19 protein-coding genes and 6 pseudogenes are annotated in these 24,324 nt (G+C 63.9%); 9 read left to right on the forward strand and 16 right to left on the reverse strand.

The window, feature by feature from the left end:
* Positions 1 to 6 precede the first annotated feature (6 nt).
* Both ABNX08_RS42915 and ABNX08_RS42920 read right to left on the reverse strand, forming a co-directional pair.
* A complete protein-coding gene (locus ABNX08_RS42915; protein WP_011489354.1) occupies positions 7 to 1,119 on the reverse strand; it encodes a muconate cycloisomerase family protein in 1,113 nt (370 codons plus the stop codon).
* On the reverse strand, positions 1,116 to 1,898 hold the full coding sequence (locus ABNX08_RS42920) for a chlorocatechol 1,2-dioxygenase (RefSeq protein WP_374063828.1): 783 nt from the start codon (positions 1,896 to 1,898) through the stop codon (positions 1,116 to 1,118). Before ABNX08_RS42920 ends, ABNX08_RS42915 begins: the two co-directional genes overlap by 4 nt.
* Before the next feature lie 169 nt (positions 1,899 to 2,067).
* On the opposite strand from ABNX08_RS42920, the gene ABNX08_RS42925 reads away from it, so the two are divergent.
* On the forward strand, positions 2,068 to 2,994 hold the full coding sequence (locus ABNX08_RS42925) for a LysR substrate-binding domain-containing protein (protein ID WP_374063834.1): 927 nt from the start codon (positions 2,068 to 2,070) through the stop codon (positions 2,992 to 2,994).
* A pseudogene (locus tag ABNX08_RS42930) lies at positions 2,946 to 5,441 on the forward strand (Tn3-like element IS1071 family transposase); the annotation flags it as partial. The gene ABNX08_RS42925 and the pseudogene ABNX08_RS42930, both read left to right, overlap by 49 nt.
* A gap of 143 nt (positions 5,442 to 5,584) precedes the next feature.
* Here ABNX08_RS42930 and ABNX08_RS42935 read toward each other — a convergent pair.
* The 10 genes and pseudogenes from ABNX08_RS42935 to ABNX08_RS42980 all read right to left on the reverse strand — a co-directional run.
* Positions 5,585 to 6,593 (reverse strand): annotated as a pseudogene (locus ABNX08_RS42935) (IS91 family transposase); the annotation flags it as partial.
* A 108-nt stretch (positions 6,594 to 6,701) separates the two neighbouring features.
* A pseudogene (locus ABNX08_RS42940) lies at positions 6,702 to 8,069 on the reverse strand (NAD(P)/FAD-dependent oxidoreductase); the annotation flags it as partial.
* A pseudogene (locus tag ABNX08_RS42945) lies at positions 8,045 to 8,362 on the reverse strand (acyl-CoA thioesterase); the annotation flags it as partial. The pseudogenes ABNX08_RS42945 and ABNX08_RS42940, both read right to left, overlap by 25 nt.
* An 18-nt stretch (positions 8,363 to 8,380) precedes the next feature.
* On the reverse strand, positions 8,381 to 9,748 hold the full coding sequence (gorA, locus tag ABNX08_RS42950) for a glutathione-disulfide reductase (protein WP_041862790.1): 1,368 nt from the start codon (positions 9,746 to 9,748) through the stop codon (positions 8,381 to 8,383).
* Complete coding sequence (locus ABNX08_RS42955) at positions 9,745 to 10,362, reverse strand: glutathione S-transferase family protein (protein WP_041862791.1); 618 nt, start codon at positions 10,360 to 10,362, stop codon at positions 9,745 to 9,747. The genes gorA and ABNX08_RS42955 overlap by 4 nt, the downstream gene beginning before the upstream one ends.
* A gap of 20 nt (positions 10,363 to 10,382) precedes the next feature.
* Positions 10,383 to 11,003, reverse strand: a complete 621-nt coding sequence (locus ABNX08_RS42960; RefSeq protein WP_012248448.1) for a glutathione S-transferase family protein — start codon at positions 11,001 to 11,003, stop codon at positions 10,383 to 10,385.
* Positions 11,004 to 11,016: 13 nt separating this feature from the next.
* Positions 11,017 to 11,607: a malonic semialdehyde reductase gene (locus tag ABNX08_RS42965; protein ID WP_012248449.1), complete on the reverse strand. Its 591-nt coding sequence runs from the start codon at positions 11,605 to 11,607 to the stop codon at positions 11,017 to 11,019.
* Between the two features lie 14 nt (positions 11,608 to 11,621).
* Positions 11,622 to 11,924: a Dabb family protein gene (locus ABNX08_RS42970; RefSeq protein ID WP_012248450.1), complete on the reverse strand. Its 303-nt coding sequence runs from the start codon at positions 11,922 to 11,924 to the stop codon at positions 11,622 to 11,624.
* Positions 11,925 to 11,936: 12 nt separating this feature from the next.
* On the reverse strand, positions 11,937 to 12,242 hold the full coding sequence (locus ABNX08_RS42975; RefSeq protein WP_012248451.1) for a YciI family protein: 306 nt from the start codon (positions 12,240 to 12,242) through the stop codon (positions 11,937 to 11,939).
* A 191-nt stretch (positions 12,243 to 12,433) separates the two neighbouring features.
* Complete coding sequence (locus tag ABNX08_RS42980) at positions 12,434 to 13,981, reverse strand: IS91-like element ISPps1 family transposase (protein WP_374063835.1); 1,548 nt, start codon at positions 13,979 to 13,981, stop codon at positions 12,434 to 12,436.
* 58 nt (positions 13,982 to 14,039) lie between these two features.
* Here ABNX08_RS42980 and ABNX08_RS42985 point away from each other — a divergent pair, with 58 nt between their 5' ends.
* Genes ABNX08_RS42985 through ABNX08_RS42995 form a run of 3 tightly spaced genes read left to right on the forward strand, consistent with a single transcriptional unit; the run spans position 14,040 to position 16,412 of the window.
* Positions 14,040 to 15,041, forward strand: coding sequence for an IS1595-like element ISCsp2 family transposase (locus ABNX08_RS42985; RefSeq protein ID WP_011805635.1), 1,002 nt, complete (start codon positions 14,040 to 14,042; stop codon positions 15,039 to 15,041).
* Between the two features lie 46 nt (positions 15,042 to 15,087).
* Positions 15,088 to 15,630: a TetR/AcrR family transcriptional regulator gene (locus tag ABNX08_RS42990; RefSeq protein ID WP_349609946.1), complete on the forward strand. Its 543-nt coding sequence runs from the start codon at positions 15,088 to 15,090 to the stop codon at positions 15,628 to 15,630.
* Positions 15,627 to 16,412 carry an enoyl-CoA hydratase/isomerase family protein gene (locus tag ABNX08_RS42995; protein ID WP_031942787.1) on the forward strand — a complete coding sequence of 262 codons (786 nt, stop codon included), beginning with the start codon at positions 15,627 to 15,629 and terminating at the stop codon, positions 16,410 to 16,412. The genes ABNX08_RS42990 and ABNX08_RS42995 overlap by 4 nt, the downstream gene beginning before the upstream one ends.
* Before the next feature lie 89 nt (positions 16,413 to 16,501).
* On the opposite strand, the gene ABNX08_RS43000 is transcribed toward ABNX08_RS42995, so the two are convergent.
* Genes ABNX08_RS43000 through ABNX08_RS43010 form a run of 3 tightly spaced genes read right to left on the reverse strand, consistent with a single transcriptional unit; the run spans position 16,502 to position 19,589 of the window.
* Positions 16,502 to 17,458, reverse strand: coding sequence for a hypothetical protein (locus ABNX08_RS43000; protein WP_349609948.1), 957 nt, complete (start codon positions 17,456 to 17,458; stop codon positions 16,502 to 16,504).
* Positions 17,455 to 18,570, reverse strand: coding sequence for a maleylacetate reductase (locus ABNX08_RS43005; protein WP_349609950.1), 1,116 nt, complete (start codon positions 18,568 to 18,570; stop codon positions 17,455 to 17,457). Before ABNX08_RS43005 ends, ABNX08_RS43000 begins: the two co-directional genes overlap by 4 nt.
* 5 nt (positions 18,571 to 18,575) lie before the next feature.
* Positions 18,576 to 19,589 (reverse strand): tripartite tricarboxylate transporter substrate binding protein, encoded by a 1,014-nt coding sequence (locus tag ABNX08_RS43010; RefSeq protein ID WP_182121130.1) that lies wholly within the window; start codon positions 19,587 to 19,589, stop codon positions 18,576 to 18,578.
* A gap of 100 nt (positions 19,590 to 19,689) precedes the next feature.
* Here ABNX08_RS43010 and ABNX08_RS43015 point away from each other — a divergent pair, with 100 nt between their 5' ends.
* The 3 genes and pseudogenes from ABNX08_RS43015 (at position 19,690) to ABNX08_RS43025 (ending at position 21,076) form a co-directional block, all read left to right on the forward strand.
* Positions 19,690 to 20,655 carry a LysR family transcriptional regulator gene (locus ABNX08_RS43015; RefSeq protein ID WP_374063836.1) on the forward strand — a complete coding sequence of 322 codons (966 nt, stop codon included), beginning with the start codon at positions 19,690 to 19,692 and terminating at the stop codon, positions 20,653 to 20,655.
* Positions 20,656 to 20,723: 68 nt separating this feature from the next.
* Positions 20,724 to 20,930 (forward strand): annotated as a pseudogene (locus ABNX08_RS43020) (dioxygenase); the annotation flags it as partial.
* An 11-nt stretch (positions 20,931 to 20,941) separates the two neighbouring features.
* Entirely contained in the window at positions 20,942 to 21,076 is a 135-nt protein-coding gene (locus ABNX08_RS43025; protein ID WP_349609827.1) for a hypothetical protein, read from the forward strand.
* 26 nt (positions 21,077 to 21,102) lie between these two features.
* Here the strand turns inward: ABNX08_RS43025 and ABNX08_RS43030 are convergent.
* Positions 21,103 to 21,318: pseudogene (locus ABNX08_RS43030) on the reverse strand (tripartite tricarboxylate transporter substrate-binding protein); the annotation flags it as partial.
* A gap of 160 nt (positions 21,319 to 21,478) precedes the next feature.
* Between ABNX08_RS43030 and ABNX08_RS43035 the strand changes: the two are divergent.
* The gene (locus ABNX08_RS43035) at positions 21,479 to 24,181 is read left to right on the forward strand and encodes a Tn3 family transposase (RefSeq protein ID WP_008344252.1); all 2,703 of its coding nucleotides are present in this window, start codon (positions 21,479 to 21,481) and stop codon (positions 24,179 to 24,181) included.
* The last annotated feature ends 143 nt before the right edge of the window (positions 24,182 to 24,324 follow it).

The following is a 24,324-nucleotide window of genomic DNA, read 5'->3' on the forward strand; positions in this document are numbered from 1 at the left end:
CTTCAATCAACCCGCGCGGGTGAAGTGGCGCAGCTTGTCCGGATCGATATCAACACCCAACCCAGGACCCGAGGGCAACCGAATCTCGAAGTCCTTGATCTCGAGTTGGGTCTGCGTAAGCGTGTCGGCTAACACCCAGGGCCCTAGCAGTTCACATCCGAAGGGCATCGTCGGCAATGTGGCATACACATGGAGAGCAGCAGCGGTGCCGATTGATGAATCCAACATGGTGCCCCCATAGGACGCAATGCCCGAGGCTTCCGCGATCGCAGCGACCTTGAGGGTATTTGCCACCCCGCCCATGTTGCACAGCTTCAGCGAGAAGGCGTCGACGCAATGATGGCGCGCCAGTTCGAAGGCGGACGCCAGCGAGCTCAGGCTTTCATCGGCCAGGATGGCCACCCCGTTGTCGGCCGACAGGCGCCGAAGCGCATCGAAGTTGCTGCGTGCCACCGGCTGTTCGACCAGTTCGACACCGGCCGCCTCCAGGCGCGGAATCCACACCGATGCCGTGTTCTCATCCCAGGCCTGGTTGATATCGACCCGCACCGCAGCACGGTCACCGACGCGCTCGATAATCTTCTCGATATGGCGCAAATCATCTGCCGGGGAGCGCACGCCAAGCTTGATCTTGAACCGGTTGTGCCGGCGCCGCTCGATCATTTCCTCGGCGATTGCGATGTCCCGCTGCGTGTCGCCGCTCGCCAGGGTCCAGGCAATGGGGATGCCCTGCTGGATCGCGCCGCCGATCAAATCGCTCAGCGGCAGGTTCAGAGAGCGTGCCTTCAGATCATGCAGCGCAACGTCGATGGCCGCCTTGGCCGAATAGTTTCCGGTTACGGCGCGCTCCATTAAGTGCTGGAGCTCTCGCAGATTTGTCGCGTCCTTGCCGATCAGGAGCGGCGCCAAGTACGTTTCGATGATGACCTTGATGGTTTCAGCGCATTCGGAACTCCAAGTCGGCCCACCTACGCTGCTGCCCTCGCCGATGCCGACAAGCCCGCCCGCACGGATCTGCACGATCGCATAGCTCTGCTTCTGCACCGTGGTAAACGACATCTGGATGGGACGCGAAGCTGGGACGTCCACCAGCGTCACATCGATCGCTTCGATCTTCATGCCACTGTCTCCGTAGCCGACTTGCGTTGCTCGGCCTGCTCACGCTCGATTACGAAGTCCAGGGTCATGACCCGCACCCCGTCCTCGATCGTCTCGGGCGTAATCAGGTCGGGGGTGACGCCGTGACAGCAGTCATCGTCCACCCATTTGCCCCCTTCGAAGTAGTATTGCGTGGTCAACGGTTCGAAACCGTCCTTGCGCACCTTGAAGTGCACGTGCGCCGGACGCCAGGTATGGCTGCCCAGGTGGCCCAGCAGACGCCCAGTCGGCCCCTCGGAGGGGATCTGGTATGGCACTGGCATCGTGGTGCGCACGCGAAAGTTGCCCTGGGAATCCGTCACGAGTTTTCCGCGGTAGTAGTCCACGGGGATGTTGTCGTGGATCCCGCTGTACAAGCCATCAGGCGTCGAGTGCCACACGTCGATGACAGCGCCAGCGAGCAACTCGCCCGTGTCCGAGCGCACCGTACCGCGAATGATCAGCGGTTTGTGGTCGTCGTTATCGTAGGTCTTGAGGACGCCTTCAACTACAGGAGCACCTTCCAGGAAGTACGGCCCCTGGATCGCAGGCGCAGAGGTCCGCGAGCGCTGCGCCTTGCCTTCGATGATGGTGCTGTTCAGGAAAACGTCCAGAAGCAGCGCGGTTTCCCGCGTCTGTGCGACCTCGGTGAGATAGTCGACACCCGCGCGGTATTCGGCTTCCGTGACGCGCTTGTCCAGCAAAATTTTGCGTACTGCCTCGACGATCGCGCCTGCGACCTCGGCAACTCGTTTATCCATGACTCGTCTCCTTTCAAGATTTCATGGCTGAAACACCGATGAGTTGGTGCTTCAAACATGAATGCTAAGATTCGCGTGTCATGCGGTCCAATACCTTTTTTTGGCCTTTTTGATACGGGATCGGTATGGATTGGCGGTGCTCACCCTAGGGAAAACCAGAGGTTATTAAATGGAATTTCGGCAGCTTCGCTATTTCATCGCGGTCGCAGAAGAGGGAAATATCGGTGCTGCGGCAAGACGCCTGCATATTTCTCAGCCGCCCATTACCCGACAAATACAGGCCCTGGAACAGGATCTCGGTGTGGTGCTGTTTGAACGCACGCACCGCGGCGTAGAACTGACGGCAGCGGGTACAACATTTTTAGAGGATGCCAGGCGCCTACTGCACGTTACCGAGATCTCAAGGGTGAGATCACGTGCAGCATCGCGCGGTGAAATCGGGGAATTGCGCGTCGCCTATTTCGGAACCGTCGTTTTGCATACGCTACCGCTACTGCTGCGGCAACTCTTGTCGGTTGCTCCCTCGGCAACTGTGTCCTTGACGCAGATGAGCAAGAACCGCCAGATTGAAGCGCTGGACGCTGGCACCATCGATATCGGGTTCGGGCGTTTCTACCCCTATCAGGAGGGTGTAGTTGTCCGAAACGTAACCAATGAGAGGCTATTTCTGGGTGCGCAAAAGTCGCGCGCTCGCTCGTTTGGTGAGCAAGTTCATTGCAGCGCGCTTCGTAACGAGCCCTTGATCCTGTTCCCGCGAGAAGGACGCCCCAGTTTCGCAGACGAAGTCATCGGCGTATTCAAAAACGCGCGAGTGGAGCCAAAGGTTGTCGCCATAGTTGAAGACGTCAATGCAGCCATGGCTCTGGCGTTGGCCGGCGTCGGCGTGACAATTGTTCCCGAGACAGTAGCCATGATTTCGTGGCCTGACTTCGGCTTCACTGAACTCGTGGGCTCCAAGGCCACTGTACCGGTCAGTTGTATCTACCGTCACGATCACATTGCGCCGATTCTGAAAACATTCTTGAACTTGCTACCTATTCGAGAATCGCAATACTCGTGCGGGCGCGTCAATGGCTGTACAAGAACAAGCTGGTGATCGTGCACGAGCGGGCAATTCGGACACTGATTGCGGCGGCACTTGCCCAGCTTGAAGTTGAAACAGGCACCGCCATCGCCGCCAGCGTTGATCCAGCAACACTTGATCGCTGGCGAGCCTCAGTTTCAGAGCTGCGCCCAGATGGACAAACCCAGCAGAGTTGGCTATGGGCTGCACCGGCGAAACACTCAACCCGCCAAATCAGCGAGGTACTGGAGCGCATCGACCTGCTTTACACGCTGGACGTTCATAAGCACCTGGCAGACATCCCCGATCTCATCTTGCGCCGCTACGCGCGCCGACTTGTCTCCAGGCCGCCCTCAGCCGGAGCCAAGATCAAAGAGCCAGCGCGCACCGTGGAGGTCGCATGCTTTCTTCGGTATTGCCTGTTCACCACCACAGACCAGTTGATCCTTATGGTGCAGCGCCGGATCGCCGATCTGTGGCGTCAGGCTGCCGCCGATGTCCCCGCTACCGTCAATTGGGCCGCAATGTACAAAACGCTGCTCGGCGAACTTGTTGCCTTGAGCGCGCAAGGTGCGGTGCCAGATGCTGAGTTGCGTGCCCGTCTTGAAGCCTTGATCACCGAAACCCAGAAACGCAAACCACCGAGCAGGGCCTCCCTGGTCCGCGAGGGATTGATTGATGGAATTCGCCCCGTGCGGTCGTTGCTCGTCGCCATTGCAAAGCTGCCCTGGCAGGCCACCGGCGAGCATCCTGCCATCGAGTACCTTGCCAAGCTGCAAGCTTTATATCTCAAAGGATCCAGAAAGCTGCCAGTTGAAGTGGTGGCACCAAGTCTGGGAATGATCTGGCAGGTTTCGATCTCCAGCCCAGACCGGGAACGGGCGTTTCAGGCGTTGGAGGTGGCCACCCTGTTTGCCCTGCGCCGCGCGGTGCGCAATGGCTCGGTCTGGATTGAGCACAGCCTGAGCTTTCGGGGTCGTGCGCGCTTGTTCTTCACGGACGAGCGTTGGCAGGCAGAGTCCAAGAAACACTATGCCCGTCTATCGTTACCCAGCAAGGCTGCCACTTTCTTGAAGCCTTTGCTGGCCAGAGTAACTGCCGGTGTCGATGCGGTGGCCGCTGCAGCCCGCAGTGGCGTACTGCGCGTGGATGATGAACTCCATTTGTCGCCATTGCCCGCAGAGGACGAAGACCCAGAAGTGACCAAGCTGCGCGCGGCTTTGGATCACCGCATCGGTGAGGTTCAATTGCCGGAAGTGATTCTGGCCGTTGACGCCCAGGTGCGCTTTAGCTGGATCATGCTCGGACGTGAGCCGCGCTCTACCGACGAGCTGCTGATGGTCTATGCCGGCATCATGGCCCACGGCACCAGTCTGACTGCGGTCGAATGCGCGCGCATGATTCCGCAATTGTCTGCCACCAGCATTCGCCAGGCCATGCGCTGGGCGCGGGACGAACGGCGTCTGAGCCAGGCCTGCCAGGCTGTGCTGGAATTCATGCAGCGACACCCGATTGCCGCCACCTGGGGGCGGTCCGATTTGGCATCTTCTGACATGATGACCATGGAGACCACCAAACGGGTGTGGCAAGCCCGGCTTGATCCTCGGCGCAACACACCTTCCATTGGAATCTACTCCCATGTAAAAGACCGGTGGGGCATCTTCCATGCGCAGCCCTTTGTGCTCAATGAGCGCCAGGCGGGCGTGGCCATTGAAGGTGTCATCCGCCAAGAAAAGCTGGAGACCAGCCAGCTTGCTGTGGATACCCATGGCTACACCGACTTTGCCATGTCACATGCCCGTTTGCTTGGTTTTGATCTTTGCCCGCGGTTGAAGGAACTCAAACAGCGCCACCTCTTTGTGCCACGCGGCACCAAAGTGCCCGCAGAAATCGCTGCGGTGTGCGAAGCCAATGTCGACGTCGCTTTGATCGAAAAGCATTGGGATAGTCTGGTGCACCTGGCAGCCTCGGTCATGAGCGGACATGCCAGTGCGGTGGCAGCTCTTGCGCGGTTCGGTTCTGCCGCCCAGGGCGATCCAATCTATGAGGCTGGCGTGCAATTGGGGCGGTTGCTGCGTACGGCGTTTTTGGCTGACTACTTTGTCAAGGACGCTTTCAGGAACGAGTTGCGCCGGGTGCTCAATCGGGGCGAGGCTGTTAACGCCCTCAAGCGCGCCATTTATACCGGCCGGATCAGCCCGGCGCAGGCCAAACGTGTCGATGAAATGCAGGCTGTGGCCGATGCGTTGAGCCTGATGGCCAACATCGTGATGGCGTGGAATACCTCACAGATGCAGGCGGTCCTGGATCGCTGGTCGAACCGCCGCCAGGTCATTCCACCGGAACTGATCGGGAAGATTGCGCCCACCAGGCTGGAGAGCATCAACTTGCGGGGTGTGTTTCGCTTCCCGGTTGACCGCTATGCTGACCAAATCCTGCCTTCGCGGCCAAATGCATCGATAACTGGCACCAATGGATGAAACCGACCACGGTTTGACGCCACGAATCGCAGATTTGAAAGTGAACAGGAAAGTCAATGAAATCAACGATCTACCAACACCACCTCCGCGCCAGTGCTAGCTTTTCGTACCGTCACTTATTGCACTGAAAACGAGGAGACCCCGAGGTGCAGCTCATCTGCCTTGGCACCACGCTTGTCACTGGTGGGCTCGCTGCGCTGTTTGGCACAGCGGTACACCAGTTTGCTTCCCTCTTTGCGTAGGCGCTCCATGGAAAACGGTGGACGCGCGCAATAGCGCAGCAGCCGCTCCAGCGCAGCGCGGTCGTGGGCTTCGATGCAGACACCGGCGTCCACCGAGAAGCCGCTGTGTTTGTAGCCCAGCATGTCTTTGGCGTCACAGTTCTCCAGCAGGCCCCGAGCAACGAAGGCGCGCAGGATGCGTTTTTGCAGTGTGGTCTGCACTGGGGCCACGGTAGCCGCATCGATGCCGGTGGCCGCGTGAAAGATGACACCCGGCGATGAGATTCGAGGGGTCGCATCAGCATCGCCCTCGCCCTCCACTTCCTCAAACACCCCGCCCACCACACAGACGTGGAAGTGGACGTGTTCGTTCAGGCTGGAGCCGAACCTGTGGATGAAGGCCACTGCGCCGATGTGCAGGCTTTCCTTGTCTGCATTGGCCGCGCCAATGCAGTGCGCCTGCAGGCTTTGCGCAATCACCCGCTTCGAAGATGCGCAGCACCATATTGAGCACTGGCCCGTCGCGCTGCATGAAGTAACGAAGCCGCTTGGGAACCGACAGCACCCACTGGCGCACCGGCAGGCGGGGGAAAACGTGGTCGCTCAGGTGTGCCGCCGTCTCCACCATCCGCCGCGTGGTGCACGAGGGGCAGACTCCCCGGCCTTTGCAGGAGAAGGCTACAAAGTAGTCGTGCCCACAGTCGCCGCAGCGAGCGCGGGCAAAGCCATGGGCAAAGATGCCGCACTCAAGATACTTGGCAAACGCTTTGCGCACGAAGGGCTTGGGGGTGTGGTGGTCGCCCTGGCCGTCGAACTGACCCGCGCTGGCCAACTCTAGCCAGGTCTCGTAGTGCTCGGCTACCGTTTGGTACAGCAGCGTGCGTTCGGGGTGGCGTGGGTTGTAGAGTTTGGGTTTTGCAGTGATTGGCATGAATGCTGTACAAATGCACAGTATTCTGCGGCGATTGTTTGGGTACGCAAAGCACAAGGCCCGAACCGTCGCCAGTTCGGGCCTTGGCAGGGTAGCTTGGCTGCGGACTTACTTGCGCGCAGGCGGCACATCCGTGCAGCTGCCATGCGCCACTTCCGCCGCCATGCCGATGCTCTCGCCCAGCGTCGGATGCGGGTGGATGGTCTTGCCGATGTCCACTGCGTCCGCACCCATCTCGATAGCCAGCGCGATCTCTCCGATCATGTCGCCCGCGTGGGTGCCGACCATGCCACCGCCCAAGATCTTGCCGTGGCCCCGGCCAGCATGGCCGTCTCCTGATCCTGCTTCGGGGCTGTCGTCGAACAGCAGCTTGGTGACGCCTTCATCGCGGCCGTTGGCAATGGCGCGGCCCGAGGCACTCCACGGGAACAGGCCCTTCTTGACCTTGATGCCCTGGGCCTTGGCCTGGTCTTCGGTGAGGCCGACCCACGCCACTTCGGGGTCGGTGTAGGCCACGCTGGGGATCACGCGGGCATTGAAGGCGGCGCTGGCCAGCTCCTTGTTGCCTTGCAGTTCACCGGCAATCACTTCCGCCGCCACATGCGCCTCGTGCACCGCCTTGTGCGCCAGCATGGGCTGGCCGACGATGTCGCCGATGGCGAAGATGTGCGGCACGTTGGTGCGCATCTGGATGTCGACGTTGATGAAGCCGCGGTCTGTGACGGCCACGCCGGCCTTTTCAGCGGCAATCTTCTTGCCGTTGGGCGTGCGGCCCACGGCCTGCAGCACGAGGTCGTACATCTGGGGCGCGGGGGCGGTCCCACCCTCTTCCGCTGCGGCAAACGTCACCTCAATGCCTTCGGGTGTGGCCTTGGCGCCCACCGTCTTGGTCTTGAGCATGATGTTGTCGAAGCGCTTGGCGTTCATCTTTTGCCAGATTTTGACCAGGTCGCGGTCGGCGCCCTGCATCAGGCCGTCCATCATCTCGACCACGTCCAGGCGCGCGCCCAGCGTGCTGTACACCGTGCCCATTTCCAGGCCGATGATGCCGCCGCCCAGGATCAGCATGCGTTTGGGCACTTCCTTGAGCGCCAGGGCGCCGGTGGAGTCGACCACGCGCGGATCGTCGGGCATGAAGGGCAGGCGCACGGCCTGGCTGCCGGCGGCGATGATGGCTTTTTTGAAAGCGATGACCTTCTTGGTGCCGGTTTTGTCCTGGCCGGTGCCGGTGGTTTCTTCCACTTCAAGGTGGTTGGCACCGACGAAAGCGCCGTAGCCGCGCACCGTGGTCACCTTGCGCATCTTGGCCATCTGGGCCAGGCCGCCGGTGAGTTTGCCGATGACCTTTTCCTTGTGGCCGCGCAGCTTGTCGATGTTGACCACCGGTGCGCCAAAGTCCACGCCCAGGTCGGCCATGTGGCTGACCTCGTCCATGACGGCCGCCACATGCAGCAGCGCTTTACGTGACGGGCCGCACCGCTGCGCACGTCCTCGGCAAGCACTTTCACACCCACTTCCATCGACGAGCGGCCGGTATGGTTGATGCTGGCCAGAAAGGTCACGAGCTCGCCGACATGAATGGGTTCGCGAAACACCACCTGATCGACGCTGCGCGTCACCACATACTGACCCGACCAGCGGCTGGCGCAGGCGTAAGCTACCTGATCGAGCAGCTTAAGAATCGTGCCGCCATGAACATTGCCTGCGAAGTTGACTGTGTCTGGTGTCATCAGCACGGTCATCGCGGTCTGGTGGCGCGGCAGGTCCATCGGCTTGAGTCGGGCCGCTCACCCGTGGCGACGCGTCGGTGCGCGCAGCGTCACGATTTCTTCGGCCGCGGTCGGGTGTACCGGAAGCACGGCGTCGAACTGTGCTTTTGTCGCACCCATTTGCAGCGCTATGCCCGCCAACTGAATCATCTCGGCGGCCTCCGGGCCGACGATGTGGACGCCGAGCACGCGATCGCTAGCGCGATCCACGATCACCTTGATGAGCATGTGTCCGGGTTGGGCGGACATTGCGTGCTTCATCGGCTTGAAGCGCGCCTCGTAGACGTCGATCGCACCGAAGCGGGCCGCCGCGCCCTCTTCGCCGAGGCCGACCGTGGCCGCCTCGGGCGTGGTGAACACGGCGGTAGGAATCAGATCGTGGGCGACCGGCACCTTGCGGCCACCGAACAGGGTATCGGCCAGCGCGTGGCCTTCGCGCACGGCGGCCGGGGTCAGCAAAGCCCGTGCAGTGACGTCGCCGATAGCGTAAACGCCCGCCACCGAGGTCTGCGACCACTCGTCGACGACGATCGCGCCGCTCGCGGTGGTGGCCACACCGACTTGTTCCAGATTCAGCTCGCGTGTGTTGGGCTGGCGACCCGTGGCGCGCAGGACCGCATCGAAGGCGGCTGAACTGCCGTCAGACAACTTGGCCTGAATGCTGCCATCGGCGTGGCGAGTGAGCCCCGTCACCGTGCAGCGTGGCACGATTGCCATGCCCGTTTCGAACAGGGCCTGCTGGAGATGTTCGCGCAGACCGTTGTCGAAGCCACGCAGCACGGTCGTGCCGCGCATCACCAGCGTGACCTGCGAGCCTAGGCGCTGCAAGAGACACCCCAGCTCAAGTGCGATGTATCCTGCCCCCTGAACCAGAACGCGTGCTGGTTGCAAATGCCACTCGAAGAACGCGTCAGAGTCGCTCGCGAGTTCCGCGCCCGGCAGTTCCTCCGCGGTCGACGGCCGTGCTCCGGTCGCGATCAGGATGCGGCGGGCGCGGATAGCCTCACCGCTGCCTGCAAGGCGAACCACGCCACGGTCCTCGAGGGTCGCGCGGTCGTACAGAACGGATACACCCGCCTGCAACAGCCCATTGGTGTAGGCGGCCTCCAGGCGGCTAACCTCGGCAGCAATGTTGCTGCGCAAGCGCTCCCAATCAAATCGGCGCTCACCGACGGTCCAACCGAAGGCGGTGGCCACGTCGATCTCCTGCGAACAGCGCGAAGCCAGCACCATCAACTTCTTGGGCACGCAGCCACGGATGACACAGGTGCCGCCGATGCGTGACGACTCGGCCAATGCAACCCTTGCTCCGTGGCCCGCAGCAATGCGCGCCGCGCGCACACCCCCCGAACCACCGCCAATGACAAAGAGGTCGACCTCCTTCATGACAGGCCGACCATGACATGGGTGAGGAACCCAGGCCGTTTCGCCATGCGCTCGTACCACGCCTGCAGGTGCGGCTGCTTGGGCCGCTCGACATGTAGCTCGAACCATCTATAGACCGAGGGACCAAGCGCAAGATCGGCCAACGAAAGTGTCGGCCCGGCAACGAACTCGCGTTGAGCCAACGCCGCGTCGAGTAGCGACATCCAGCGTGCCGTTGCCGCACGGTGTTGTTCGACGACTTCCGGCTGGCGTTGATCTACAGGCGTGCGGACAATTGATTGAAACAAGGGCGTGATGCCGTTGTTCAGCGTCCCGAGCTGCCAGTCCATCCAGCAGTCCACCTCGCTTCGACGCGCAGGTTGCGGTGGGTACAAGGACTCGCCCCGCGTGTTGCCAAGGTAGCGAAGGATCGTATTCGACTCCCAAACCACGTGATTGCCATCGATCAGCGTGGGGACCACTCCGTTCGGGTTCAGTCGCAAATAGGTCTCCTCGCGGTTGCCGCCAAAGGCGCCACCGAAGTCCACCCGCTCACTCGGCAGAGCCAACTCAGCCAAGCACCACATGACCTTTTGAACATTGGATGAACTTGCCCGTCCCAGTACTTTCAGCATATCGTTACCTTTCCATGCGCTCAAATCTTTGGGACTGCCATGCCGCGCCGCACTGCGGCACGCTCGCCCACCGTGTCGAACCAGCGCTTGACGTGTGGCACCTGATTCCACGGCAATGCGTGCAGCTCGAAGCGGGCAATCCACGGATACGTGGCAATATCGGCGATCGTGTACTCGTCACCCGCGAGGTAGGTCGAGTGTGCGAGGTGGCCGTCGAGCACCCGGTAAAGGCGGTGTGTCTCTTTCGAGTAGCGCTGCAAACCGTAAGTCTGCTCGGGGGCGTAGCGTCGAAAATGGTGCGTCTGCCCGAAAGTTGGACCGACTCCGCCCATCTGGAACATCAGCCACTGGATCGCTTGCAGCCGCGCGACAGGATCGGCAGGCAGCAGTCGACCGGACTTCTCGGCCAGGTAGAGCAGGATCGCGCCGCTCTCAAACAACACCAGGCGCTGCCCGCAGGGACCGTCGCTGTCTTCGATTACCGGAATCTTGTTGTTGGGGTTGAGCGCCAGAAATTCGGGCGCGAACTGCTGGTCACGGCCGATGTCCACGGCGCGCAGCTCGTAGGGTAGGCCTAGCTCTTCGAGCGCAATGGAAATCTTGCGCCCGTTCGGCGTGGCCCAGGTGTGCAGCGTGATCATGTGAATGCCAGCCTTAAAGAATGAGGCACGCTTCCGCGAAAGACAGGCGCGGCTGGCGCGCCATCAGCTTGGTGGCGTCGCCGTAGCCTAGGCCGCACAGGAAGTTGGATTTCCAGCGGCCATCGGGGAAGAACTCTGCGTCCACCTTGTCGGTGGCAAAGCCGCTCATCGGGCCACAATCGAGCCCAAGCCCGCGCGCCGCCAGCATCATGTAGCCGCCCTGCAGCGAGCCGTTGCGAAACGCGGTGCTCGCGGCCAGTGCCGAATTGCCGCCAAACATGTCGCGTGCGGCGGGGTTGTGCCAGATGCGAGGCATCTCCTCATAGAAGCAGCTGTCGTAGGCCACGATGACCACGACCGGCGCGCTGCGGGTCTTCTCTACATTGCCGGGCATCAGGGCCGGCAGGAGCCTGGCCTTGGCTGATTCGGTGGTCAAGAAGACGAATCGCGCAGGCTGGCAATTCATCGATGTAGGCGCCATGCGCGTGATCTCGTACAACTCCTGCAATAGCGATTCGCCGACCGGCTTGTCGAGCCAGCCGTTCTGGCTGCGTGCTTCGGTAAACAGGGCGGCCCAGGCGGTGGGATCGATTCGGTGACTCATGGGGCTTGGTTCCTTTAGTTGATGGCGTAGTCGACTTGATGGCGCTGGACGCGCAGATCGCTCATCTCGCGCCGTACTCGTTGATGCTCCGGGTGATCGGCGTAGGCGGCCAGCGCAGCGCTCGACTCGAACTCGCTGTAGAGCACGACATCGAATGCGTAGTCGACATCACTCTGGTCGAGCCCCACCTCCAGGCGCAAAAGCCCGGGCACCTTGCCCCGGAGGCTCTCTAGGGCGTGCTTTACGATATGGCGATTCAGCTTTCGCTCAGCGGGCGTGCTGCCTTTGAGCTTCCACATCACAATGTGCTTGATCATGGTGGGCTTGGTTCAGGGTTGGGGTGGAAATCCGGCCTTCTGCGGCCAGAGATTCTCGAAGGGGTGAACGAGGGTCTGTGCGTACAGGCCGGCGCGGGTAAAGGGCTCTGCGTCGAGCCAAACTTGCGCTGCCGCCGCGTTGGCGAATTCGATCACGAGCAGGCTGCCGACCCCGTGCTGGCCACCTGCCGACAGCAGCGGCCCGGCGAACGCGATGCGATCGGCCACCTGGGCCAGGTAGGCCTTGTGCCTGGGGCGCACCTCGGCCCGCAGCGCCTCGGTGCCAGGCCTGTCGAGCAGGTGCAGAACGTAGATCATGCTACGGATAGGAAATTCAACCGCATGAGGCCAAGTATGGCACGAGTTTTGGGCCTCGAAACACGTTCGGCCAAGGAAGGTTGAGCGCTCGCTTGCCGCTCAATGGCAAGAGCTTGGGAGGCAGTATGCATTTGGGCCTGGCGCGCGCGCAGCTGCTTCCCCGCAGCGATGGATACCGCCGCTTCACTGGGTCACCAATTGACGCGCTGGTCTACCTCGTCGGGTTGAGCTGCCAGATCCCAATCCGGCTCGCCTTGCGCACCATCATCCACCGGCGCGTCGCAGCCCTCCCACAGCGGTGGCCCGCGTGCCGGGGTGATGTGCGGGGGGGCAGACTCCACCCCGATGTGGTTCAGGATGTGGCGGATTTCGGCGCTGTGGGTGATGAAGGCAATGATGCGCATCTGCCCACCGCACATGGGGCACAGCAGCGGAAATGCCTCGTAGATGCGGGCAATCAGCACCGCCCACAAGTAATGCGCCGCTCGCTTCGGGCGTGCTTCAGGTTCGGGTGTGGGTGTGGCCGCGTTGCCCGGCGCCGCCACCCCAGGTACGCCCGCGCCAGGTTGTGCAGTCTCCACCGTGGCTGGTTGCGACGCAGCAGGCTGAGCCAGCGCCGTTACCGCCGCTCTCAGCGGCGAGTTTGGTGCCAGCACACCAAAGTAGCGGTGCCGGTGGGTGCGTGGCGGTGGCACCAGCGCGGCGATGCGGTCGATCAGTTCCAGCGGTGTGAGGTGCAGCTCATCTGCCTTGGCACCACGCTTGTCACTGGTGGGCTCGCTGCGCTGTTTGGCACAGCGGTACACCAGTTTGCTTCCCTCTTTGCGTAGGCGCTCCATGGAAAACGGTGGACGCGCGCAATAGCGCAGCAGCCGCTCCAGCGCAGCGCGGTCGTGGGCTTCGATGCAGACACCGGCGTCCACCGAGAAGCCGCTGTGTTTGTAGCCCAGCATGTCTTTGGCGTCACAGTTCTCCAGCAGGCCCCGAGCAACGAAGGCGCGCAGGATGCGTTTTTGCAGTGTGGTCTGCACTGGGGCCACGGTAGCCGCATCGATGCCGGTGGCCGCGTGAAAGATGACACCCGGCGATGAGATTCGAGGGGTCGCATCAGCATCGCCCTCGCCCTCCACTTCCTCAAACACCCCGCCCACCACACAGACGTGGAAGTGGACGTGTTCATTGAGGCTGGAGCCGAATCGGTGAATGAAGGCGATGGCACCGATGTGCAGGCCTGCCTTGTCCATATGGGCCGCACCGGGGCTGTGGGTCTGCAGAGTTTGTGCGATCACCCGCAGAAAGATGCGCAGCACCATGCTCAGCACCGCTCCGTCGCGTTGCATGAAGTACCGCAACCTCTTGGGCACGGAGAGCACCCACTGGCGCACCGGCAGGCGGGGGAAAACGTGGTCGCTCAGGTGTGCCGCCGTCTCCACCATCCGCCGCGTGGTGCACGAGGGGCAGACTCCCCGGCCTTTGCAGGAGAAGGCTACAAAGTAGTCGTGCCCACAGTCGCCGCAGCGAGCGCGGGCAAAGCCATGGGCAAAGATGCCGCACTCAAGATACTTGGCAAACGCTTTGCGCACGAAGGGCTTGGGGGTGTGGTGGTCGCCCTGGCCGTCGAACTGACCCGCGCTGGCCAACTCTAGCCAGGTCTCGTAGTGCTCGGCTACCGTTTGGTAGAGCAGCGTGCGTTCGGGGTGGCGTGGGTTGTAGAGCTTGGGCTTGGAAGTGGCTGACATGAATACTGTACAAATGCAAGGGGTATCTATTTAGCTCCAGTGACGTGAGAATAGCTGGATGGAAACCCAGATGCTAACGCCAACTCCTGGAGGGGACTACCCCCGCACCTGGAACGAATTTCTTGACTGGTTTGCCACCGAAGAGGCTTGCCAGGCGTTCCTGGAGAAGCTTCGGTGGCCCCAAGGCTTCGTCTGCCCGCGTTGCGGCAACGCTGGCGATGTGTACCGCGCCAGCCGCACCCGCCTGATGTGCCGCTCATGCCAGTACCAAGGCACAGTGACATCTGGAACCATCTTTGACAAGACGCGCACACCGCTGCGTGTCTGGCTGGCTGCAGCTTGGTACCTGACCAATCAGAAACAAGGCGTGAGCGCCCTGGGGCTGCAGCGCGTATTGGGTTTGGGGAGCTACCAGACCGCCTGGACCATGCTGCACCGGTTTCGACGTGCCATGGTCCGCCCGGGCCGGGACAAGCTCAAGGGGCTTGTGGAGGTGGATGAAACGTACCTGTCCATCACGGATCGCAAGAATCCCGCCACCCCTGCAGGGCGCAAGAGCAGCACCACCAAAGTGTTGATGGTCATGGCGGTGGAGATCGTGGAGCCCAAGGGGTTTGGGCGCATCCGGTTACGCCGCATTGACCGAGACGCCGCCACCCACGTAATCCCCTTTGTGCAGGAGGTGGTCGAGCCTGGAGCCCAGGTACGCACGGATGGTTCGGCGGCATACCGCGCTCTGGGAGAACTGGGTTACACCCACCAGCGCACCGTCATGCTCGGCTCAGGCGTACCTGCCCATGTCTCCATGGCGGGAGTGCACCGGGTCGCCTCACTGGTACAGCGCTGGGTGCTGGGAACACATCATGGCTCTGTACAGCCAGACCACCTGGACGCCTATCTCGATGAATTCGTGTTCCGTTTCAACCGGCGCACATCCAGCTCACGCGGGATGCTGTTTTACCGCTTGCTGCAGCAAGCGGTGGTTACGCCGCCAGTGACGTATGGGGATGTCGTGAGCAAGAACACCGGGGAGAGCCAATCGGATACCATTGCTGGATGAAATCACAGTATCAATGGGGCTGCTGGAGCTAAATAAGAAGCTCCATGTGAGCAAGCCCACGCTGTACTACTACGTCAAGAGCAAGGACGACATCCTGCTCGAATGCGTGCGCGCGGCGCTGGCCATGATGCAGGAGGGCATTGCCGAGGTGCGCCAGCAGGGCGGCCGCGCGCTGGACCAGCTGCAGGCCTGCATGCGCAGCTACGCGGCCATCGTGATGGACGACTTCGGCCAGTGCGTGATCCGCATCGGCGAAGACCCGCTGCCGCCGCCGCTGCGCAAGGAGCTGCGCCGGCTCAAGGCCGGCATCGACCACGAGTTCCGCCGGCTGGTCGAAGAGGGCATTGCCGAAGGCTCGCTGCAGCCCTGCGATCCCAAGCTGGCGGCCTTCATGCTGGCCGGCGCGCTGAGCTGGATCGGCCGCTGGTACCGGCCCGACGGCGCCATGGCGCCCAAGCAGATCGCCGAGCAGGGCATTGCGCTGCTGCTGGGCGGCGTGCTCGCCCCCGTTCCCGCCGTTCCCCCTGTTCCCCCAGCTGCCGCCACCCGCCAACCGGGCCGGCGCGCACCACGAAAGAGCCCCGCATGACGCAAGACGACGCCCCCCTGCAGATCGGCCGCGAAGGCGCGGTCGCCACGCTGCGCTTCAACCGCCCGGCCACGCTCAATGCGCTGGACGTGCCCATGGCCGAGGGCTTTCTCGCGGCCGTGCGCGACATCGCCGCCGACAGCAGCGTGCGCGCCGTGCTGCTGTCGGGCAGCGGCAAGGGCTTCATGGCCGGCGGCGACCTGGCGGTGCTGCAGGCCGATCCGCAGGGCGGCGCCAAGGCGCTGATCGGCCCGCTGCACGAGGCGCTGGTGGTGCTGGCCGGCATCGATGCGCCCGTGGTGGCCCAGGTGCACGGCGTGGCGGCCGGCGCCGGCCTGTCGCTCATGCTGCAGGCCGACTTCGTGCTCGCGGCCGAGGGCACGCGCTTCAACCTGGCCTACGTGAACATCGGCACGAGCTGCGACGTGGGTGCCTCCTGGGCGCTGCCGCGCTGGGTCGGCCTGCGCCGTGCGCTGGAGATCGCCATGCTGGGCGACATGCTCGACGCGGCGGCGGCCGAGCGCATGGGCCTGGTCAACCGCGTGGTGCCGGCCGATGCGCTGGCGGGCGAAGCCATGGCGCTGGCGCAGCGGCTGGCCAATGGCCCGACGGTGGCGCTGGGCCAGCTGCGCCGGCTCATGCGCGCGAGCTTTGACCGCGCGCTGCCCGAGCAGCTTGATGCGGAGTCGGCGGCGTTCCAGGTGTGCGCCGCGACGGACGATTTCCGCACCGGCGTGGACGCGTTCTTCGCGCGCCAAAAGCCTGACTTTCTGGGGCGCTGATGCGGGCCGGCTGGGGTGTTCTCCGCATGGAACAGCGATGGTGGGGCATGCCACCTTGGCGTCAGGGCCCGCCAGAGATGCACAACCTCTCAGTCCAGCCCGTCGAGCCGCACCAGGTTCGAGGCCGTGGGCGTGGAGCCCCCGTACCAGTGGAAGCCGATGAAGCCGCCATCGTTGATGGCGTAGGCGCTGTGTTCGCCGCTGCGCCAGACCATGGCAGTGCTGCCCACCAGTTCGGGTCCGATGCCTGGCACCTCCGAGACGCGTCCCTCAAGGGTGACGCGCAGGATTTCGCGCCGGTGCGTGGTGACATACAGGTTGCCGCTCGGCGAGAAAGCGAAGTCGTCCGCGCGCAGCGGTTCCACGAAGACCTGCACGGCGCCGGGCCGCAAGTCGGCACCGAGCGGAATGCGCAACATGGCCACGCGCGCCGTGTTGGAAACGTACAGGTGCCCGGCGTGGATCTTCAGGCCGTTCGCGGCCGGTGTGGGCAGCGCGAAGCCGGGTGGCACATCCAGTAGCGCGTCGCGCACGAAGGGGCTGGCGCTGCGGGCGGCGACATCGAGCAGCCATACCGTGCCGCCGCGGCCGTCGGCGATCAGGATGCGGCCTGGCGCGAGCAGGGTCATGCCGTTCAGCGCGCGTGCCTGCTCGATCTTCAGAAAGGGTTGCGGTGCCTCGCCGCGGCGTTGGCGCCAGACCCACTGCGTGGGCGGCGAGGTCTTGTCCACGATGCCGCGCTCGGCCGCACCGAAGTACAGCGTGCCATCGCTGTCGAACACCATGCCCCATGGATGGACGTCGAGCCGGGCGTGCACGCTGAATCCCTTGTCGTCCACGTAGCGCAACAGCTGGCGGTTGTGGAAGTCGGTGACATACAAGGCGCGGTCCGGGCCCTCGGCGATGCTTTCGAGGAAGGAGGGGCCAGACTGCTGGGCGACGACGCGCGCCTGCACAGTGCGCTCTGGCGGCGTGCCGGGGCCGCTGGCGCAGGCGACCAGTGCGGCGCAACTGGCTGCGGCGATGCAGGTTTGTAGACGTGTCATGGGGTCGTCTCCGTCGTTTGTTGTGTCGGTGTTGTCGAGGGGTTTGGCGGCCGCGGCGCCGCACCTTCGAACGCCTCTTGCAGCAAGTTCCGCAGCGGCGCGGCCTCGATCGGCCGCGGATTGGGGTAGGCGTCGCGCAGGGCCAGCGCGCACGCCTTGTCCAGGTCTTCTTCCCGCATGCCGATGTCGCGTAGCGCGGTGGGTGCGCCCAGTCGCCGCGCCAGCGTGTGCACGCCCAGCGCGGCATCGGCGGTTCCCAGCGCGGCGGCGATGCGCTGCATGGCGTGCGGCGCCGCCTTGGCGTTGTAGGCCAGCACGTGCGGCAGCACCACGGTGTGCAGCTCGGCGTGCGGCAGGTTGAAGCTGCCGCCCAGCGTGTGGCACAGCTTGTGGTGCAGGGCCATGGACACGCTGCCCAGCACCAGGCCGCACAGCCAGGCGCCGTACAGCGCATCGCTGCGCGCGTGCAGGTCGTGCGGCGCGGCGTGCAGCGCGGGCAGCGCGCGGCCCAGCGCGGCGATGCCCTCGGTCGCCATCAGGCCCATGACCGGGTTGCCGTCGGCCGCGTACAGGCCCTCGGCCGCGTGCGCGATGGCGTTGATGCCGCTCACCACCGACAGGCCCACCGGCAGTGCCAACGTGAGTTCGGGGTCGTACAGCACGCTGCGCGGCAGCACGCGCACGTCGCGACCGGTGCGCTTGAGGCCGTTCTCGGTCAGCCCGTAGATGGGCGTCATCTCCGAGCCCGCGTAGGTGGTGGGGATGGCCAGCACCGGCAACGGCGAGACCAGCGCAATCGCCTTGGCCAGGCCTACGGTGGAGCCGCCGCCCACGGCCACCAGCGCATTGGCGCCGGCCTGTGCTGCCGCAGCGCGCGCGGCCTCGGCGCTGGCCATGGGCACGTGCATCACCGCCCCGTCGAAGATGCCGGCGGCGCGCGGCCCGAGCAGGGCCGCCACGGCTTCGGCCTGGGCACGCTGCGGCGCGGTGCACAGCACCAGGGCCTTGTGCGCGCCCATCCGCTCCAGCTCGGCCGGCGCCTGCGCCAGCGTGCCGGCACCGAACAGCACACGCTGCGCCCGGCTCTCGTAGGTGAAGGGCTGGTTCTGCACGGCGCTCACTCCACGCTGATCTTGCGCTTGGCGATGAGCTGGCCCCAGCGCTGGCTCTCGCGCTGCACCAGCTGGTCCATGGCGGCGCGGTCGCCGGCCACCACCTCGAAGCCGTTGTCGGCCATGCGGCGCGCCAGCGCCGGGTCGCGCAGCGTGGCCGCCATCGCCACCGACAGCTTGTCCAGCACCGGCGCGGGCGTCTTGGCCGGCGCCACCATGCCGACCCAGGAGTAGATCTCGAAGCCCTTGTGCGCCTCGGCCACGGCCGGCACCTGGGGCAGTGCGGCGCTGCGCGCCTGCGAGGTCACGGCCAGCGCACGCAGCTTGCCGGCCTGCACGTGCGGCAGCACCAGTGGCAGGCTGGCGATCATCGAATCGACATGGCCGCCCAGCAGGTCGGCGATGGCCGGGCCGCCGCCTTTGTAGGGCACGTGCAGGCCGCGGCTGCCGGCGGTCTCGTGGAACAGCTCGGCCGCCAGGTGGTTAGAGCTGCCAGCGCCCACCGACGCGTAGGTCACTTCGCGCTGGCGCGCGGCGGCCACGTAGTCCTGCACGGTCTTGTAGGGAGAAGCCGCGGGCACCACCAGCACCATGGGCGAGCGCACGGCATAGGAGACGCCAGCGAAGTCGCGCAGCGTCTCGTAGGGCAGCTTGCGGTGGATGTGCTGCTCGGTCGCGTAGGAGTCGAACACCATGGCCACCGTGTAGCCGTCGGGCGCGCTTTTGGCCAGCTGGGCCATGCCGATGGTGCCGCCGGCGCCGCCGCGGTTGTCCACCACCACCTGTTGGCCCAGCCGCTCGCGCAGCGGCTCCTGCAGCATGCGGGCCACCTTGTCCACGGTGCCGCCAGCAGCGAAGGGCACGATCAGCGTGAGCATGCGGCTGGGGTAGTCGTCGGCACGCGCCGGTCCTGGGCCGGCCAGCAGCAGCGCCGCGGCCGCACCCAGCAGCGCCTGGCGTCGGCGCAGGGTTGTTGCGGGAATGCACCCGTGGGCGCGTGGTGTCTCGTGTGTGTGCATGGCGTGAAGGCTCGGTCGGATGAGGCGGTCGATGCTATTCTTTGCGCCACGCGAGCGGAATGCCGCCCGCGGGTCAAACGCCTTTGCGTGAGGTGCACAGATGAATCCCCTGGGTTTTGCCGAAAGCCTTTCCCTGTTCGTCGACGTGGTGCAGGACAAGAGCTTTTCCGCCGCCGCGCGGCGCCGCGGCCTAGCGGCCTCGTCCGTGGCCCGGCAGATCGACGCGCTGGAGCGCGAGATGCAGGTGCCGCTGCTCACGCGATCGACCCGCGCGCTGGCGCTGACCGAGGCCGGTGCGCTGTTGTACGAGCGCGCGCTGAAGATCCTGCACGAGCTCATGGACACGCGCAGCGAGGTGGTGGCGCTGGACGGCAGCGTGCAGGGCCTGCTGCGCGTGAGCTGTGTGCCCGCGTTCGGCCGCCGCCATGTGGCCCCGCACCTGCCCACGCTGTTCGACCGCTATCCAGCCTTGAATGTCGAGCTGGAGCTGACCGAGCGCGTGGTCGATCCGGTGGCCGAGCGCTTCGACCTCGTGATCCGCATCGGCGACCAGCCCGACAGCGCGCTGGTCAGCCGGCGCATCGGCAGCCAGCGCTATGTGATGGGCGCCTCGCCGGCCTACCTGCGCCGCCACGGCACGCCGCGCTGCATGGCCGATCTGGCGCAGCACCGGCTGATCGACCGCCAGCACAGCACCAGCGTGCGTGGCTGGCGCGAGCTGGCCGGCATCGACTGGCGCCAGCCGCCGCAGGTGGCGCTGGAGAGCAACGACTGCGACACGCGGCGCCTGTGCGCGGCGCGCGGCCTGGGCATCGCACTGATGCCCAACTGGGCCATCGGCGAAGACCTGGCGGCCGGGCGCATCGTGGCGCTGCAGCTGGAAGACGCGCCGCCGGCCGAGGTCAGCGGCATCCACCTGCTGCGGCCCAGCGGCAAGGCGAATGCCAAGGTGCGTGCCTTCACGGAGCACCTGCTGCACAGCATCGGCGCGGCGGCCGGTTGGGTGGGGGCGGTGGAGCCGCAGGCCCGCGGGCCGGTGCCGCAGGCGGACGCCGTGCCGGCATGACGTCGCCCAGGCCTGAGCGCGCCGCCCGGCGGGCAGGGCGCCCGCCACCGCCACGAACAGGAGACTCCATGCCACAGCCCCCATCCGACAGCGACCGCGGTGGCCTCGCGTACTTCGCCGAAGACAGCTCGGCCGAGGTCGTCAACGCCCGCATGGGCGAGGACGCCTCGCCGCGCCTCCAGCAGGGCATGGCCGCGCTAGTGCGGCACCTGCATGCGGCCGTCAAGGAGGTCGAGCCCACGCACCAGGAGTGGCTGGCCGCGATCCGTTTCCTGATTTCCGGAAGGTGGACAATCCCGAAGAGGCCCGCCGCCACAGCATGCAAGCGCCGTTCTGGCGCGTGGACTGGGACTTCGTGCTGGCGCCCGCGGCGGGCGCGGCCTCGCGCGAGGAGCTGATCGGGCGCATCACTGCAGGGTGATCCAGCGGCGGGCCCTCAGACCGACTTCACTCGGCCTTGATGTTCGCCGCCTCGATGATCTGCGCCCACTTCTTCGTCTCCGCGGTGATGAAGCTGCTGAACGCCGCGGCCGTGCCGCCGCGCAGCTGCAGGCCTGCGGCCTCGGCCTTGCGGCGCACCTCGGGGTCGGCGATGGCCGCGTTGACCGCGACGTTGAGCCGCTCCACGACATCGGCCGGCGTGCCGGCCGGCGCCATCATTCCGTACCAGCCGTAGCCGGGGTCTCCTCGTTTTCAGTGCAATAAGTGACGGTACGCAAAGCTAGCACTGGCGCGGGGGTGGTCTGGGTAGACCGTTGATTTCATTGACTTTCCTGTTCGCTTTGTAAACGGGTATGGTGGCCTCCCACTTTTGAGGTTCACGATGCAGGGTTGGCACACAACGTTTTTGGGGATGCGTGGGCTCCCCCGCGATATCAGCGACTTCGAGATGAAGGCATTTTTCACCTTCGATGGTGCCGAGCGCGACGCAATCAATGCACGCCGAGGTGATTCCCACAAGCTTGGTCTGGCGCTCCATATTGGTTTCCTGCGCATGAGTGGGCGTTTGCTCGGTGCCTTTCGGGTAATTCCAGTACTCGTGCGGGCGCGTCAATGGCTGTACAAGAACAAGCTGGTGATCGTGCACGAGCGGGCAATTCGGACACTGATTGCGGCGGCACTTGCCCAGCTTGAAGTTGAAACAGGCACCGCCATCGCCGCCAGCGTTGATCCAGCAACACTTGATCGCTGGCGAGCCTCAGTTTCAGAGCTGCGCCCAGATGGACAAACCCAGCAGAGTTGGCTATGGGCTGCACCGGCGAAACACTCAACCCGCCAAATCAGCGAGGTACTGGAGCGCATCGACCTGCTTTACACGCTGGACGTTCATAAGCACCTGGCAGACATCCCCGATCTCATCTTGCGCCGCTACGCGCGCCGACTTGTCTCCAGGCCGCCCTCAGCCGGAGCCAAGATCAAAGAGCCAGCGCGCACCGTGGAGGTCGCATGCTTTCTTCGGTATTGCCTGTTCACCACCACAGACCAGTTGATCCTTATGGTGCAGCGCCGGATCGCCGATCTGTGGCGTCAGGCTGCCGCCGATGTCCCCGCTACCGTCAATTGGGCCGCAATGTACAAAACGCTGCTCGGCGAACTTGTTGCCTTGAGCGCGCAAGGTGCGGTGCCAGATGCTGAGTTGCGTGCCCGTCTTGAAGCCTTGATCACCGAAACCCAGAAACGCAAACCACCGAGCAGGGCCTCCCTGGTCCGCGAGGGATTGATTGATGGAATTCGCCCCGTGCGGTCGTTGCTCGTCGCCATTGCAAAGCTGCCCTGGCAGGCCACCGGCGAGCATCCTGCCATCGAGTACCTTGCCAAGCTGCAAGCTTTATATCTCAAAGGATCCAGAAAGCTGCCAGTTGAAGTGGTGGCACCAAGTCTGGGAATGATCTGGCAGGTTTCGATCTCCAGCCCAGACCGGGAACGGGCGTTTCAGGCGTTGGAGGTGGCCACCCTGTTTGCCCTGCGCCGCGCGGTGCGCAATGGCTCGGTCTGGATTGAGCACAGCCTGAGCTTTCGGGGTCGTGCGCGCTTGTTCTTCACGGACGAGCGTTGGCAGGCAGAGTCCAAGAAACACTATGCCCGTCTATCGTTACCCAGCAAGGCTGCCACTTTCTTGAAGCCTTTGCTGGCCAGAGTAACTGCCGGTGTCGATGCGGTGGCCGCTGCAGCCCGCAGTGGCGTACTGCGCGTGGATGATGAACTCCATTTGTCGCCATTGCCCGCAGAGGACGAAGACCCAGAAGTGACCAAGCTGCGCGCGGCTTTGGATCACCGCATCGGTGAGGTTCAATTGCCGGAAGTGATTCTGGCCGTTGACGCCCAGGTGCGCTTTAGCTGGATCATGCTCGGACGTGAGCCGCGCTCTACCGACGAGCTGCTGATGGTCTATGCCGGCATCATGGCCCACGGCACCAGTCTGACTGCGGTCGAATGCGCGCGCATGATTCCGCAATTGTCTGCCACCAGCATTCGCCAGGCCATGCGCTGGGCGCGGGACGAACGGCGTCTGAGCCAGGCCTGCCAGGCTGTGCTGGAATTCATGCAGCGACACCCGATTGCCGCCACCTGGGGGCGGTCCGATTTGGCATCTTCTGACATGATGACCATGGAGACCACCAAACGGGTGTGGCAAGCCCGGCTTGATCCTCGGCGCAACACACCTTCCATTGGAATCTACTCCCATGTAAAAGACCGGTGGGGCATCTTCCATGCGCAGCCCTTTGTGCTCAATGAGCGCCAGGCGGGCGTGGCCATTGAAGGTGTCATCCGCCAAGAAAAGCTGGAGACCAGCCAGCTTGCTGTGGATACCCATGGCTACACCGACTTTGCCATGTCACATGCCCGTTTGCTTGGTTTTGATCTTTGCCCGCGGTTGAAGGAACTCAAACAGCGCCACCTCTTTGTGCCACGCGGCACCAAAGTGCCCGCAGAAATCGCTGCGGTGTGCGAAGCCAATGTCGACGTCGCTTTGATCGAAAAGCATTGGGATAGTCTGGTGCACCTGGCAGCCTCGGTCATGAGCGGACATGCCAGTGCGGTGGCAGCTCTTGCGCGGTTCGGTTCTGCCGCCCAGGGCGATCCAATCTATGAGGCTGGCGTGCAATTGGGGCGGTTGCTGCGTACGGCGTTTTTGGCTGACTACTTTGTCAAGGACGCTTTCAGGAACGAGTTGCGCCGGGTGCTCAATCGGGGCGAGGCTGTTAACGCCCTCAAGCGCGCCATTTATACCGGCCGGATCAGCCCGGCGCAGGCCAAACGTGTCGATGAAATGCAGGCTGTGGCCGATGCGTTGAGCCTGATGGCCAACATCGTGATGGCGTGGAATACCTCACAGATGCAGGCGGTCCTGGATCGCTGGTCGAACCGCCGCCAGGTCATTCCACCGGAACTGATCGGGAAGATTGCGCCCACCAGGCTGGAGAGCATCAACTTGCGGGGTGTGTTTCGCTTCCCGGTTGACCGCTATGCTGACCAAATCCTGCCTTCGCGGCCAAATGCATCGATAACTGGCACCAATGGATGAAACCGACCACGGTTTGACGCCACGAATCGCAGATTTGAAAGTGAACAGGAAAGTCAATGAAATCAACGATCTACCAACACCACCTCCGCGCCAGTGCTAGCTTTTCGTACCGTCACTTATTGCACTGAAAACGAGGAGACCCC

The sequence above is a fragment of the Cupriavidus sp. DF5525 genome, assembly GCF_040149425.2.
GTDB lineage: Bacteria > Pseudomonadota > Gammaproteobacteria > Burkholderiales > Burkholderiaceae > Cupriavidus > Cupriavidus pickettii_A.

Bases quoted from the DNA above. Each gene is read 5' to 3' on its own strand.
- ABNX08_RS42960 (WP_012248448.1), bottom strand. From the start codon at position 11,003: ATGATCACGCTGCACACCTGGGCCACGCCGAACGGGCGCAAGATTTCC.
- ABNX08_RS42980 (WP_374063835.1), bottom strand. From the start codon at position 13,981: ATGTCAGCCACTTCCAAGCCCAAGCTCTACAACCCACGCCACCCCGAA.
- ABNX08_RS42995 (WP_031942787.1), top strand. From the start codon at position 15,627: ATGACGCAAGACGACGCCCCCCTGCAGATCGGCCGCGAAGGCGCGGTC.
- ABNX08_RS42975 (WP_012248451.1), bottom strand. From the start codon at position 12,242: ATGATCTACGTTCTGCACCTGCTCGACAGGCCTGGCACCGAGGCGCTG.
- ABNX08_RS43010 (WP_182121130.1), bottom strand. From the start codon at position 19,589: ATGCACACACACGAGACACCACGCGCCCACGGGTGCATTCCCGCAACA.
- ABNX08_RS42920 (WP_374063828.1), bottom strand. From the start codon at position 1,898: ATGGATAAACGAGTTGCCGAGGTCGCAGGCGCGATCGTCGAGGCAGTA.
- ABNX08_RS43000 (WP_349609948.1), bottom strand. From the start codon at position 17,458: ATGACACGTCTACAAACCTGCATCGCCGCAGCCAGTTGCGCCGCACTG.
- ABNX08_RS42915 (WP_011489354.1), bottom strand. From the start codon at position 1,119: ATGAAGATCGAAGCGATCGATGTGACGCTGGTGGACGTCCCAGCTTCG.
- ABNX08_RS42985 (WP_011805635.1), top strand. From the start codon at position 14,040: ATGGAAACCCAGATGCTAACGCCAACTCCTGGAGGGGACTACCCCCGC.
- gorA (WP_041862790.1), bottom strand. From the start codon at position 9,748: ATGAAGGAGGTCGACCTCTTTGTCATTGGCGGTGGTTCGGGGGGTGTG.
- ABNX08_RS43015 (WP_374063836.1), top strand. From the start codon at position 19,690: ATGAATCCCCTGGGTTTTGCCGAAAGCCTTTCCCTGTTCGTCGACGTG.
- ABNX08_RS42955 (WP_041862791.1), bottom strand. From the start codon at position 10,362: ATGCTGAAAGTACTGGGACGGGCAAGTTCATCCAATGTTCAAAAGGTC.
- ABNX08_RS42965 (WP_012248449.1), bottom strand. From the start codon at position 11,607: ATGAGTCACCGAATCGATCCCACCGCCTGGGCCGCCCTGTTTACCGAA.
- ABNX08_RS42925 (WP_374063834.1), top strand. From the start codon at position 2,068: ATGGAATTTCGGCAGCTTCGCTATTTCATCGCGGTCGCAGAAGAGGGA.
- ABNX08_RS42970 (WP_012248450.1), bottom strand. From the start codon at position 11,924: ATGATCAAGCACATTGTGATGTGGAAGCTCAAAGGCAGCACGCCCGCT.
- ABNX08_RS43035 (WP_008344252.1), top strand. From the start codon at position 21,479: ATGCAGGGTTGGCACACAACGTTTTTGGGGATGCGTGGGCTCCCCCGC.